This is a genomic window from Bacteroidota bacterium (assembly GCA_019637975.1).
Classification (GTDB): domain Bacteria; phylum Bacteroidota; class Ignavibacteria; order UBA10030; family UBA6906; genus CAADGV01.
This window is the reverse complement of sequence record JAHBUR010000001.1, coordinates 67767-81006: the sequence shown is the minus strand read 5'-3', so window position 1 is coordinate 81006 and position 13240 is coordinate 67767. Positions and strand designations below refer to the sequence as shown.

The 13240-nt window shown below is 52.3% G+C and carries 14 protein-coding genes and 1 other RNA gene; 2 read left to right on the top strand and 13 right to left on the bottom strand.

Translation table 11 applies throughout. The annotated features are described in order from the left end of the window. Positions 1-8 precede the first annotated feature (8 nt). The 6 genes from KF749_00290 to ruvB form a co-directional block, all read right to left on the bottom strand. The gene (locus tag KF749_00290; protein ID MBX2989582.1) at positions 9-608 is read right to left on the bottom strand and encodes a GTP-binding protein; all 600 of its coding nucleotides are present in this window, start codon (positions 606-608) and stop codon (positions 9-11) included. Beyond that, positions 529-2436 (bottom strand): OmpA family protein, encoded by a 1908-nt coding sequence (locus KF749_00285; GenBank protein MBX2989581.1) that lies wholly within the window; start codon positions 2434-2436, stop codon positions 529-531. Before KF749_00285 ends, KF749_00290 begins: the two co-directional genes overlap by 80 nt. Positions 2437-2448: 12 nt before the next feature. Then, entirely contained in the window at positions 2449-2892 is a 444-nt protein-coding gene (locus KF749_00280; GenBank protein ID MBX2989580.1) for a hypothetical protein, read from the bottom strand. Between the two features lie 65 nt (positions 2893-2957). After that, positions 2958-4556, bottom strand: a complete 1599-nt coding sequence (locus tag KF749_00275) for an aldehyde dehydrogenase family protein (protein ID MBX2989579.1) — start codon at positions 4554-4556, stop codon at positions 2958-2960. Between the two features lie 9 nt (positions 4557-4565). Next, positions 4566-5321, bottom strand: coding sequence for a hypothetical protein (locus KF749_00270; protein MBX2989578.1), 756 nt, complete (start codon positions 5319-5321; stop codon positions 4566-4568). After that, complete coding sequence (gene ruvB, locus KF749_00265) at positions 5318-6361, bottom strand: Holliday junction branch migration DNA helicase RuvB (GenBank protein MBX2989577.1); 1044 nt, start codon at positions 6359-6361, stop codon at positions 5318-5320. Before ruvB ends, KF749_00270 begins: the two co-directional genes overlap by 4 nt. Positions 6362-6435: 74 nt before the next feature. On the opposite strand from ruvB, the gene KF749_00260 reads away from it, so the two are divergent. Together KF749_00260 and KF749_00255 are read left to right on the top strand one after the other, a co-directional pair. Beyond that, positions 6436-6828, top strand: a complete 393-nt coding sequence (locus KF749_00260) for a HEPN domain-containing protein (protein ID MBX2989576.1) — start codon at positions 6436-6438, stop codon at positions 6826-6828. Then, positions 6779-7126 carry a nucleotidyltransferase domain-containing protein gene (locus KF749_00255; GenBank protein MBX2989575.1) on the top strand — a complete coding sequence of 116 codons (348 nt, stop codon included), beginning with the start codon at positions 6779-6781 and terminating at the stop codon, positions 7124-7126. Before KF749_00260 ends, KF749_00255 begins: the two co-directional genes overlap by 50 nt. Before the next feature lie 9 nt (positions 7127-7135). On the opposite strand, the gene ruvA is transcribed toward KF749_00255, so the two are convergent. From ruvA to KF749_00220, 7 genes are all read right to left on the bottom strand, one after another. Beyond that, on the bottom strand, positions 7136-7744 hold the full coding sequence (gene ruvA / locus KF749_00250) for a Holliday junction branch migration protein RuvA (protein ID MBX2989574.1): 609 nt from the start codon (positions 7742-7744) through the stop codon (positions 7136-7138). Beyond that, positions 7741-8277, bottom strand: coding sequence for a crossover junction endodeoxyribonuclease RuvC (gene ruvC, locus KF749_00245; protein ID MBX2989573.1), 537 nt, complete (start codon positions 8275-8277; stop codon positions 7741-7743). The genes ruvA and ruvC overlap by 4 nt, the downstream gene beginning before the upstream one ends. Before the next feature lie 61 nt (positions 8278-8338). Beyond that, positions 8339-9100, bottom strand: coding sequence for a YebC/PmpR family DNA-binding transcriptional regulator (locus KF749_00240; GenBank protein ID MBX2989572.1), 762 nt, complete (start codon positions 9098-9100; stop codon positions 8339-8341). A gap of 23 nt (positions 9101-9123) precedes the next feature. After that, positions 9124-10845 carry a single-stranded-DNA-specific exonuclease RecJ gene (gene recJ / locus KF749_00235; GenBank protein ID MBX2989571.1) on the bottom strand — a complete coding sequence of 574 codons (1722 nt, stop codon included), beginning with the start codon at positions 10843-10845 and terminating at the stop codon, positions 9124-9126. A 55-nt stretch (positions 10846-10900) separates the two neighbouring features. After that, positions 10901-11322: RNase P RNA component class A (gene rnpB, locus KF749_00230), an RNA gene on the bottom strand. Between the two features lie 50 nt (positions 11323-11372). Further along, positions 11373-12104: a hypothetical protein gene (locus KF749_00225; protein MBX2989570.1), complete on the bottom strand. Its 732-nt coding sequence runs from the start codon at positions 12102-12104 to the stop codon at positions 11373-11375. 19 nt (positions 12105-12123) lie between these two features. Next, on the bottom strand, positions 12124-13230 hold the full coding sequence (locus tag KF749_00220; protein MBX2989569.1) for a Nif3-like dinuclear metal center hexameric protein: 1107 nt from the start codon (positions 13228-13230) through the stop codon (positions 12124-12126). Positions 13231-13240 lie beyond the last annotated feature (10 nt).

The following is a 13240-nucleotide window of genomic DNA, read 5'->3' as shown; positions in this document are numbered from 1 at the left end:
CTCCATGGTTAGGGGTCAACCAATTTCCGACACAAGACGCCAAACAACTGCTCGATGTGTTCACCGCTCTTTGCTGAAGTCGTTATCGATTCCAACACCCGATCGTGTCCTTCAAATGAAAGCGGTGACACAAATGATTGAGTGCCGGTCATCAGGTCGGATTTGTTATACGAAACAACAAGGAAACCGTTGGGATTGCTTCTCAAGAATGCGGCGATATGAGTCTTGATATTCGTCAGAGTATCCTGTCGCGTGACATCCCCGACGACGATGGCACCCGCTGCGCCTTTCAAATACGATTCGTTTGTTGACGCAAGAAGGGTGCTTCCTTCAAGATCCCAGAGAATCAACTGGGCGCGCAGAAGCTCGCCTGTCTTGCGCGATGCCATTTCAATTTGCTTCCTGGAAATTTTAACGCCAACAGTCGAAAGATACTCATCGCTGAATTGGGCGTCTACATACCGGCGAACGAGACTTGTTTTGCCGACTGCGAAATCTCCAAGCAGACATACTTTCTTGAAGTGTGTGTTATTCACGTCTTGTCTCCCGTGGCCGGAACAACTCGAACCGGGCAGATCTGTTCTTGGAACTTCTGATATCAACAGCATCCACAAATCCGGTTCCGCCAACGGCCACGAGACGGGTGCCGTCAATACCGATTGAAATCAGGGCTTCCTTGACGGCCTGAGCACGAGACGTCGAGAGGACACTGTTGATCCTTCTCGATCCTGAGCCATCCGCGTATCCGATAATTTTGAGATGATGATGAGGATACTGCTCCATGATGCTTCTGATCCCCTCTAATGTAGTGCGTTCACCCTCGGGCAACGAAGCGGTGCCGAGGTTGAAGTAAACCTGCGTTGGTAACTCTCTCGGAGCCGGCGGCGTCAATGTTTGGACAATCCGATTGATGCCGGGAAGTTGTTCAAGCGTCTCGACAATGCGCCGGACGAGCGATTGGTCGGCTGCTGTTCCGGTGATTGTCAGCGTGCCGTCTTCGAATGATGTGAGAATATCTACTCCCTCAATCGCATTCAAGGCCGCAGCGATGCGTTGCGCTTCCGATGCGGTAACTGCTCGGAACGAAGGGCTTGCACTGACAACTAGTTGGTCGTCGATTGCAGCCGATGGCATTACGCCTTTTGTTGACTCAAGCACACGGGTACGAAGCAGTTCGTTGGGTACTGTTCCCCGCAAAGCTATGTTGTCGCCGTCCGCGGTGATGCTGATCTGACGATCAACAATCCCTCCCGACGCAACGATGCGGGCTGCGATATTTCTTTCCGCTTCTCTGTTGTTCCGTTCTTTGTACCAATACAAGAGAAAGGGAGTTGCAATCAGGATGGAGAGAATCACACCGAACATGAGGAGCAGACTTGTGAGCGGGGGACTTTTTTTCTTCGGCTGGGCCTGCTCGATCAAAGCCCGGATGGTTTGCTGGACTGAAGCCGGAACGGCTGCCGGATGTCCGGCGTACCGGGCAATCACTTTGTCCTGTTCGGATACGATCTCCTCAAGCGCATGGCGCATTTGCGAAACGAAAGTGTGCTGAACTGGCCCGTCGGTGACTGCCGCGAGGTAACAATGTCCGGCTACTTCAAGAAGAATATGTGATGTTCCGTAGTCGATGGTATCGAGTTCTGAGACAGCGCCAGAACGGGCAATCCAATCATTCACAAAGCTTCTGATGGCGGTGAGCATACCCGAGACCATTTCTGAATCAACGCGGGGAACCAGCGGATTATGCTCCTCGGCGATCAACAAGCCGGAGTCTTTGTGAATAAGAAACACCGCATTCACGCGAAAAGGGAGAGACTCCTGCAGAAGCAATTCGGCTTCCGACACACCGGAGAGTCTTGACTTCACTTTCCGAATGAGGCCTCTAAAGGAGAAGGCTTGCTCGACTTTCCTGTTCACATTGTCCGCCAGTTGTTTCAACGCCTCGGACATGTACTTCGCAATTGTCGATCCTATGATCGGGTAGAGAGCGTCAACCATGGAATCCCTCTGGGCACGAACCTGCTCGCGGATTGCCGCTCCCATAAGCGGGCTGAGATCTTCCGCAACCTCCTCGGGGAACCTGTTGTGTTGCTCTCGCAACGCTTTCGCTACCGAAGGTGCCAGCGCAAACACAACGGCCTGCTTATCCTGCTGTGTTCGTTCGTGGAACGTTTTGTCAATAATAGGGGCGAGTGCTATGGCAATCTCATGAGCGGCTGATTCCGTTTTTGTCTTCAAAACATCTGAAATGATCGGAACAAGCAGAGTCTTCAACTCGACGGGAGAATGAAGTTGGTCATGCAAGCGATGCACAGTTGAACGTAAGTCTTCGACAGCGGCGCTGGTAGGCGCAGTAATCAGATCACGTAACTGCCCCAGGGCATCAGGGGTGCGATGTTCGGCGCGTGAAGCGGACGTGAGAAGGGGATCGGGCATCGAGGGCAGAGCCTATGTTTCTCGTTGTTGAATATGTGCTGCGAGATCGGTCAGCAATTTCCCCAACTCTTTTCGTGAGACCTTGTCTGATGACAACTCGATAGCCGTCGCCTTCAGCATCTGCTCAATCGAAGACGTCTTCTCTGATGCGCTATGTCGCGTGGCCTCAATGGCTTTGTCCAGTCGATCCGCCGTCGCCGCAATCGCTTGTTGCATCGAGGTGTTATCGTGAGATGTGCTTTCCTTGAGAGATGTTAACTTCTTGTCCAACGAAGTGATGCCGGACCGCAACTCGTCAACGTGGCGTGCAACGAGTGCGTTCAGCTCCTGTAACTCAGACTGAAGGTGTTCCAGCTTGATGTCGAGTTCCCGCTTCTGCGGCCCGAAGATAATGTCACGAATCTGATCGAGATGCTCGGGTGAGTTTTCCGGTTGACCGTTTGGGTTTTTTGGCATGTGATGGTTCCTTGCGGAATACGGGTGTTGGTGGATGCTTGTGCGTGTAAAACAGTACCAATCTGTTATGATCGATCTTTCGTGAATGTTCTGACAATACGGTCGATTTCCTCCGCTGAAATGCCGGAGCCATACTCAGGCGGTTTCAGGTACTGGTGCGGAGCAGGCGGCTCTTCTTTTTGCCACACCGGAGTGTTGCCGGCCTTCATGATAATGCGCTTGTCAATCTCATCCATCCATGAAGCGGGGATAGTATGCGGAAGAGACTGCTGCGGGCTTGCAGGAGCCGCGTACTTCACCTCATCGGGATTGATGGGATGAGTTTCGAAGGCCAATCGCTTGATATTCATGAGATGCCGGGCCGTCACGTTTTCCGAAATAATAGAACCACCCCATGTTCCGGGGCCGAGTGTCATGGAAGGATCGAGTCCGTTGGTGTAGCCGACCGCTCCCAACGCAGCCTGCGTGTTGGCGAGAATACGCATTGCGGGTTTCTCGAGCGCAAACTTCATAATGATGTCATGATCCTTCGAGTGAATCACAAGCGTGTGTCCGATACCGCCAAATTCAAGCAGTTCAATGCAACGATGACACGCGTTACGCCACCCGTCTTCCGTATAGAAGGAAAGAACAGGCGAGAGCTTCTCCCGCGAAAGCGGATATTCCCTCCCGACTCCCTGCATCTCGGCGATAAGAACGGTTGTGTTTGCGGGAACGCTGATGCCCGCCTTTTGTGCAATAAACTCGGGGGACTTCCCGACCATATCCGGATTGATTGCACCACGATCGCTGAACATGAGGCGGGCAAGCCTGTCTTTTTCATCTCCCGCAACAAAGTATGCGCCGCGCTTCTTGCATTCCTCAACAACCGCATTCTTGATCGGAGCGTCGCACACGAGGGCCGATTCAGTTGAACAAAGGACGCCATAGTCGAACTGCTTCCCCGAAATAATGTCGGCGACGGCTTTCTTGATGTTAGCGGTTCGCTCAATGAATGCAGGCACATTGCCCGACCCGACTCCGAACGCAGGCTTACCCGAGCTGTACGCCGCCTTCACCATCTGGTTGCTGCCGGTTGCGAGAATCACGGCGGTCAGCTTGTGCCGCATCAGTTCGTTTGTGCCTTCGATGGCGGGAGTTCCCAAACAGGCAATCAGATGCTTCGGCGCCCCGGCTCGTTCCGCAGCATCACGCACAACGTTAATGGCCTCGTTGGTACAGTGCACAGCACGCGGATGCGGACTTGCGACGCAGGCATTCCTTGCTTTCACGGATATGATTGCCTTGAACATTGCCGTTGATGTCGGATTTGTCGAAGGGATAAGTGCCGCAACAACTCCCATCGGTTCGGCGATTTTGTAGATTTTCTTTGTCTCGTCAACTTCGACAACACCAACAGTTTTCAAATCTTTGATGGATTCCCACACGCGCTTTGTGGAGAACTCGTTTTTCTTCTGCTTGTCTTCAGGCTTGCCGAATCCCGTTTCATCACATGCCAGCCTGCCGAGTCTTGCCGACTCTGCAACGCCCGCGTCGACCATCGCTTTGACGATTTTATCAACTTGTTCTTGCGAGTAGTTTTTGAATTCGAGTTGCGCCGCCTTGGCCTTTACCAGCGCGTCACGGACTTCCTGAATTGATGTCAGATCTTTGTCGAAGGGCATAACATCTCCTTAGAAGACGAAGCAAAAACTGAGAAACGGGACCTGCGAGGCCACTGCTCTACCTTCTCCCAAGGCGAATGGCCAGCCAATATCAAAAACCGACTTTGGAGAACACACACGTATTCCAACTATCGCGACATTCCCTGATATGCCGCGATTGCCCGGGGTGGTCAGTATTTCGCCCATCAGCTTCAACCCGCCTCCACTCTCGTATCGACTCAAAATCATATCTGTCCCGATTTGAATGTAGGTCGGAAATGGTGCCCGACCATAACCACTTGCCGGCGAAGCGAGATAGGCCATGTTCAGATGAACCCCGCCGAAGGTTCCTCCAACCGAAGCTGCGATGTTGAATGAAACAACGCGTTCATCATATCGTGATGCAACGCCGAACAACTCATCGAAAAAGCCGAAATCGGCGCCGATTGCTATTCCCTTAACAACTCCGTTGGTTTTGAGGATTTGCACTTTTGTGCCAACGGACCAATACCGGGCAGAACTTCGAGTGAACGTTGTCAAGTACGACAGATTGAAATGGATGAAGTCAGCCGGTGCGTAGCCTGCCTGCAAAAGGAAAAGCATGAAATCGCCGATCGAGACTTTTCCCTCCGGCATTGTTCGTCCGGTTGACATGGCGAACAACCGGTTCTGTCCGGGATCGTACACTTCACGGAGAGACGACGTATCAGCCTCGTTCTGTGCCAATGCATCAGTTGCGGCAACGGTGAGACAAGAAACAATCAGGATTATGCTTGCCGGTTTCATGAGAATAAGGTCGGTTGGTTATCTCCCTTCCCCCGTCTCAACTTGAAATGCTTGTACGCCAACTCGGTTGCCTCGCGCCCCCGCGGCGTTCGCTTGATAAATCCTTCCTGAATCAAGTACGGTTCGTATACTTCTTCAATCGTTCCCGGCTCTTCGCCGACGGCGACACCGATGGTGTTCACGCCGACCGGCCCTCCGTTATATTTTTCAATCAAACACAAAATAATCCGTTTATCCATTTCATCAAGGCCGTGTTCATCCACCTCGAGGGCTTTGAGAGAATAGTCGGCCACTTCTTTCGAGATGATGCCGTGCGCGTGAGAGAGTTTCTTCTCTGCTTGTGCAAAATCCCGGCAACGGCGCAACAAGCGGTTGGCGATGCGCGGCGTTCCGCGGGATCGGCTGGCAATTTCGCCTGCGCCTTCTTTTTCGATCTTGACGTCAAGAATTTTTGCCGATCGGAGGATGATGTCGAACAACGTTCCGGTATCGTAATAATCAAGTCTGTTGGCGATGCCGAATCGGGCACGAAGCGGCGCTGTCAGCAAACCGGCACGCGTCGTTGCGCCGATAAGCGTGAATTTCGGAAGCGTGAGTTGGATGCTGCGTGCGCTCGGCCCCGAATCAATCATGATGTCAAGCCTGAAATCCTCCATTGCCGAGTAAAGGTACTCCTCCACAACGGCATTGAGCCGATGAATTTCATCAATAAAAAGAACATCGCCTTCCTGCAAGTTGGTGAGTAGTCCCGCCAAATCTCCCGGCTTGTCAAGAACAGGTCCCGAAGTCATCTTCAGGTTGCTTCCCATCCGATTGGCAATGATGTGAGCAAGCGTTGTTTTGCCGAGACCCGGAGGGCCTGTTAGCAGAACATGGTCGAGCGCTTCGCCGCGTTGTTTCGCGGCATTAATAAAAACCTTGAGATTATCGGTTATTTTCTCTTGACCGAAGAATTCTTCAAAGGTGAGGGGCCGCAACGCCTGATCGAGTTCGGCTTCGGCGGCAAATCGTTCGGGAGATGTGTAGTCTGATTTTGCCATCGGGAGTAATGTAAGGTAGAGAGCCGTGAAATACAACGGTTGTTTTTGGAGGGGGGGATTGGTACATTTGAATCGTGAAAATCAATGTGTCGAAACAGGTTGATCACTGGCTGCAAACAGCGACCAGCGATTTCGAAACCGCAAAGGTAATTTTCGCCGCTGGAAAAAACTATCATCACTCGTGTTTCTTCTGCCATTTGGTGGTGGAGAAACACCTGAAAGCGCTCGTAGTCCGTGTGACGGAACAACTCGCTCCGTATTCCCATGACCTTATTTATCTCGCTGAACGGGCGAATCTGCTTCTTGAGGAAAATGAGAGGGAATTCTGCGAACTCCTGAATCGGTTCGTGATTGAAGCCCGGTATCCTGATGAGAAGTATCAGTTGTACAAGCTGCAACAAGAGAACTGGCAGAATCATGCCTTACAAAAACGGAAGAATTTCAAGAGAAGCTCCAAGCACTCGTGAAGCAATAGAGCTTGCGAAGCGATATGTGGAGAAGCTACGTCAGAACCGCATTGCGGTTGCTATGGCGTATCTTTACGGCTCATTTGCGCGAGGCGACTTTCACAAGGATAGCGACATTGATATTGTTGTCGTTTCGGAAGAATTCAATCATTCTCGCTTTGAGGATAGTTTGAGAATTGCGAAGCTCCGTTATGATATTGACTTACGGATTTCACCTCTGGCATATCACCCCGATGATTTCACGGATGAGAACATGATTCCCCATGAAGCTATGACCGAAGGCATCAGAGTCGCTTGATGTCCCCCGTCAATTTCCGCTTGCGTGCTTCAGCGCTGCTTTAAGCAACACCTCAACAGTCACATCCTTCCCATTTGTCTCCTGAATTGCAGCACGGAGTGCTTTCTCCGCAACACTTCGATTGAAGCCGAGTGAGGTAAGCGCAAGCAACGCCTCCGAGCGAATGCTCGACTGTGATGCCGAAGAGGCAGGAGGGAGGGAGGTGGGCATTTCCATCTTCCCGATCTTCTCTCTCAACTCAACTACCAGCCGCTCGGCAATCTTTTTTCCGATCCCGGGTATTCTTGTCAGGGCGAAATGATTTCCCTCGCTGATGTAGTTGGTAAGATCGGAAGCGGAGATTCCCGAAAGAATACTCTGCGCCATTCTCGGCCCGATACCAGAAACGGAGATGAGAAGTTTGAAGAGATTGCGCTCTTCTTCCGTCGAGAAGCCGTAGAGTTGCAGCGCATCTTCCCGAACATGCAGATAGGTAAGAAGAGTTGTTTCACTTCCGGTCTCGCCAATCTTCTCAAAAGTAGACAAAGGAATACTGACCGCGTACCCGACGCCGTTGACATCCAACAATAATTCTGTGGGAGATTTTGCGAGAAGTTTTCCGCGAAGCGAAGCAATCATGCGCGTACCCGCTCAGGATGTGCCGCAATGTAGGATTTCCAATCCTTGTGTGTTGAAGATGGCGTTGTCATACGCTGTGCGTGGCAGATTGCGATGGCGAGGGCATCGGATGTATCGTGCAGCATTTTTGAACCTGCTACGCCGAGCAGGGATTTGACCATAAACTGGACTTGTTCCTTTGAGGCAGCGCCGGTGCCGACGATGGCCCGCTTGACTTCGCGGGGCGAGTATTCGGCGGTCGGGATTTGCTTTTCGACGGCAGCGAGAATGGAAACGCCGCGGGCGTGTCCCAACTTCAATGCCGATTGGGCATTTTTGCCGTAGAACGCCGACTCGATCGCAAACTCGTCGGGGTGGTATTTTGCAATCACATCACACAACTCATTATAAATCTTCTTCAAGCGTAGCGGCATTGCCGTGCCGCCGTTGTTGCTGATGCTGCCGCAGGCGAGAAACGTCACTTCATTGTTTTTCCGTGCAACCAGTCCGTATCCCGTTACAAGAGTCCCCGGGTCAACGCCAAGCACGATGATGGATTCCGGGCGGGATATTCTCTCCGCATGTGAGCGCTTCTTCACGCCGTGTCGGGACACCTTAGCCATTCAACGCAGCCATTTCCTTCTCATCAATATCAAAATTGGCGTAGACATTCTGTACGTCGTCATGTTCTTCGAGCGCTTCCATGAGTTTGAGAGTCTGTTCGGCTTCCTTTCCGGAGACCTTCGTCTGGTTTTCGGGAACCATCTGAACAGATGCGCTCTCGACGAGAATTCCCTTGTCGTCGATTGCCTTCTTCACGGCTTCAAATGCTTGCGGTGTAGTTGTGATGGTGAAGCCGCTTTCATCCGCTTGCATATCGTCGGCTCCGGCGTCGAGAATGATCGTCAGTAAATCATCTTCGCTGACCGGTTTTGGCTGACCCGATGTCGGCACGACAATCTGTCCCTTCTTGTGGAACATCCACGCAACGCTGCCGCTCGATCCCAAGTTGCCGTTGTGGCGCGAGAAGATGTGCCGCATTTCGGAAACCGTACGCGTACTGTTGTCGGTTACGCACTCGACAATGATGGCAACGCCGCCCGGTGCATATCCTTCGTAAGTGACTTCTTCATACAATACGCCCGGCAGTTCACCGGTACCTTTCTGGATTGCGCGCTTGATATTGTCGGCGGGCATGTTGGCGGCCTTTGCTGTATTGATGGCCAGACGCAAACGGGGATTGCCATCCGGGTTGCCGCCTCCGTCGCGAGCCGCAATCGTGATCTCCTTGATAAGTCGCGTGAACAGACGGCCTCGTGCAGCATCGGTAGCGCCTTTCTTGCGTTTGATGGTTGACCATTTGGAGTGACCGGACATAATGAGTTCTCCTGTGTCGAAGTCTATTTGATATCTTTGATTTTGAGTTGTGGCACTGTATCCCGCCTTCCATTTCCATTTCTCGATACGAAATCATTCTCTTCGATCGTGAAGACACACTCGACATCCCTTCTGCCGGGAGTGAGCTTTGGCATTAGATGCCCGAGATTGAACCCGATTGCGTCAATGATGTGGTTGTTCTGTTTTACCTTAAAGCGGAGATGGTTTCTGCCGACGATGCGGGGCGGACCGGCAAGCTCGAGATGTTGTGAAAGAAATACCGGACGCATGTTGCCCGGGCCGAAGGGCGAAAACTCATTCAGCAAACGAACAAGCCGTGGCGTGATTTCCTGAAGAGTGATCTCCGTATCTATCTTGATTTCAGGCTTTCTCAACTCGTCGCTCATCAAATCGCGGACGGCATTTTTGAACGCTTCCTTGAACTCCTCCAGCTTTGCCAATTCCACCGTCACGCCGGCTGCGTATTTGTGTCCGCCGAACTGGAGAATGGATTCTTCACATCGCTTGAGCGCATCATAGATATTAAATCCCGAGACGCTGCGTGCGGAACCTTTTGCAACGCCGTCTACGGTTGCCATCATAATGGACGGTTTGTAGTACTTCTCGACCATCCGCGAAGCCACAATCCCGACAACGCCGGGATGCCAATGATCCTGATGCAGCACTAGAGCCGCCTCCGCTTCAACATCATCGCATTCACGTTCGATCAGCAGTTGGGCTTCTTCAAAGGTATCCCCGTCAATCTTGCGGCGGTTCATATTCTCTTCTTCCATCACTTTGGCAAGGCGTTCGGCTTCTTCAACTGTCTCGCTTGTCAGCAACCGGACAGCCCGCATGGCGTCGCCGAGTCGTCCGACGGCATTGATGCGCGGGGCGAGGCCGAAGACGATTTGCCCTGTGTGGACATTTCCCAACGTGAAACCTGCAATCTCAATCAAAGCGCGAATGCCGGGACGCGGATTCTTGTTGATCGATTCGAGCCCGAGGCGCACGAGAATTCTGTTTTCTCCCGTCAATGAAACGATATCCGCCGTGCTTGCCAGGGTTACGAAATCGAGATAGGAGGGAAGAACGGATTCCTTCCCGAGTTTCTTTGCGACAGCCTGAATCAACTTGAAGCCGACGCCGCATCCGCAGAGACTTTTGAATGGGTAAGTATCACCGGCTTGTATGGGATCGAGAACAGCGTAAGCGTTGGGAATTGCGCTTCCGGGCTCATGATGGTCGCAGATGATGACGTCAAGTCCGCATCGGTTAGCATAGCCTACTTGATCGACAGCGGTAATCCCGCAATCAACGGCAAGAAAAACAGTTGCCCCGGCCTCAACTGCATTGTCGATGCCGGTGTTGGAAATACCGTAGCCTTCTTTCAGCCTGTCGGGGATATAATACGAGGCCTGACCGCCGAGTTCCTTGAAGAAGACATAAAGCATTGCAGCGCCGTTCGTTCCGTCAACATCGTAGTCACCAAAGACTCTGATGTGTTCATTGTTTTGTAATGCTGCAACAAGGCGGTTGGCGGCGGACTCCATTCCTTTCATCATGAACGGGTCGTGGAGCAGGCTCAGGCTGGGCCGGAAATAGGCTTTTGCTTTGTCATAGTCGTCGATTCCCCGGAGGACGAGAACCTTGGCAATTGGTTCGGGAACGTTGATCTCTTTGGAGAGACGGGCAACCACTTCAGGTTGCGGGGGCGAAGCAAGTGTCCACCGATTCTCACGGATGGTCGTATTCACGGAGGCTCCTCTGTTGCCCGAAGGAATTTCCCGGGCAACACAAAGGCACTGCAGGTCTGTAAGCCGAATTCTGTCTTTTCCGCCGAAGCGGAAGAGGCAGCCATTTATCTGGGTCCGTCGTTGCCGATGGACTCAAGCGACCTACCCGGGAGTCTCGTGTCCCTTCCGACATGTAGAGTGTTGGAAGGGACACGACGAAGCGAGCAACTTCGTGAACTCCCATACATGGTCTTGCTCCAGGTGGGGTTTGTCGTGCCCCCGATGTTACCATCGGGGCGGTGAGCTCTTACCTCGCCTTTTCACCCTTATCCCGACGAGTCGGGACGGTATTTTTTCTGTGACACTTTCCGTGTTTGAGCGCTTGCGCGCCCAAACCCCGCGCTATTCACGCGGCACCTTGCTCTGCGGAGTTCGGACTTTCCTCATGGACACCGGATGGCGCCACGCGGCTGCCCGACCTGCAGTACAGTATGTTCGATTTAGTTAATTAAAAAAACTCTTACGCCGTTTGCCGCTTATACAAGCGCAGTGGAAGTTTCGGCGATTTCTGTAGAGACAAGAATCCGCCCGCACCGTTCACACGTGTACAAACGCTTGTTCTGTTTCAATTCATGAACCTTCTGTGGTGGAACTGCCGTGTAGCAGCCACCGCACGAGCCGCGCTTGATGGGCACGACGGCCCTGCCGTTCTTGGCCTTCCTGATGCGCTCGTACAAGGCCAAGTCTGCCTTGGCAATGCGGACGACGACCTTTTCTCTCTCATGCTTGAATTTCAGCTCTTCTTCCTCGGTGTTTTTCGAAACCTCGGCCAATTCGGCCTTCTTTTCTTCAAGCTGTGCCTGCGACTCTTCGAGTTCCTTCTTTCCGGTTTCGATATCGGTACGCGCAATGGTCGCCTTGTTTTCCAATGCGCTCATTTCTTTCTCCAGTCTGGCGATGGTTTCAGCCGCTTGGTCCATTTCGCGTGTCAGGGCGTCGTATTCTTTGTTGTTGCGAACCTGAAACTGCTGCGATTTGTATTTCTCGATCTTCTCTCTGAGAGAGATGATTTCCGAGTCCGCATTGTTCCGTAGCGAGAAGGCTCCGCGCATTGTTTCCTCAAGCAACGAAAGTTGTTCCTGCAACGCGGCAATGTTCTCCTCGAGTTTTCGCACCTCGCCGGGCAGGTCGCCTTTCATATCCTCGATCTCGTCGAGGTTGTTGTCGATCAACTGCAAAGTGTACAACGTTCGTAGCTTGTTTTCCAAAGTGTGTCTCCCAATAAATCTAAAAAAAAGAAACCGGGTTTGTTGTGATTTGCGTTGCTGCGACAGGGAGGGTGATCCCCTGCGCGTGAAATTCGTGTTTCAGCCTTCTTACAACTGCGTCGACGACCGGGCGTTCCGTTTCATAATGTCCGGCATCAATCAGAAGAATGTTTCCATGTGCATGGTGGAAGTCGTGATACTTGACATCAGCCGTGATGAATGCGTCCGCCCCGCGAGCAATAGCAACATCCGTCAGTTCGGCACCGCTTCCGCCGCACGCGGCAACTGTGCGGATCATTGTGGCCTTCGACTCGGTTCGCCGCAACGCGCCCGCTTTGAGTCGCTTCTTGACGAATTCAAGAAATGCACGCACGCGCATCGGGCGTTTCAGTGTTCCTACTATTCCCATTCCGAACTCGGTGCTTATGTTATCGAGCGGGTAGAGATCGTACGCTACCTCCTCGTACGGATGAGCTTCGCGTAGCGCCGCCAGGACTTTGGGTACATCCCACTGGTTCACGATCATTTCGAGACGGATTTCGGCTGCGTGTTCCAGTCTTCCCTTTACTCCAATTGCGGGCGACGTTTTTTCATTCCCCCGGAAGGATCCTCTTCCCGCAGTTCCGAAAGAACAATGGTCATAGTTCCCGATGATGCCCGCTCCTGCCATTGCCATTGCATCGCGCACAGCATCAACATGCTGTTCGGGCACGAACGTAACGATCTTCTTCTGCACGTGATACGTCGTGTGGAGAAACTCTACGCTCTGCAGCGCAAGCGCTTCCGCAATGGCAAAACTTGTTCCGCCTCGTGTAAAATCCAGATTTGTATGCGCCGCGTACAGATTGATGTCCCGTTCGATCAACGCTCGGATACATCTGCCGACCTCATCTTGAGGCGTAATGGACTTTGGCGGCCTGAACAACAAGGGATGATGACTGATGAGAAGATTGGCCTTGCGTCGTGCTGCCTCGGCAACGATTTCTGGTGTTACATCAAGGCTAACCAGAATTCCTTTTACGCCGGCGTTCATATTACCTATCTGCAGGCCGACGTTGTCCTTCTCCCAGGCAATATCTGGAGGAGCCCACGAGGAAATCAGCCTATGAACATCGTTTACTGTCATGAACGGGGAG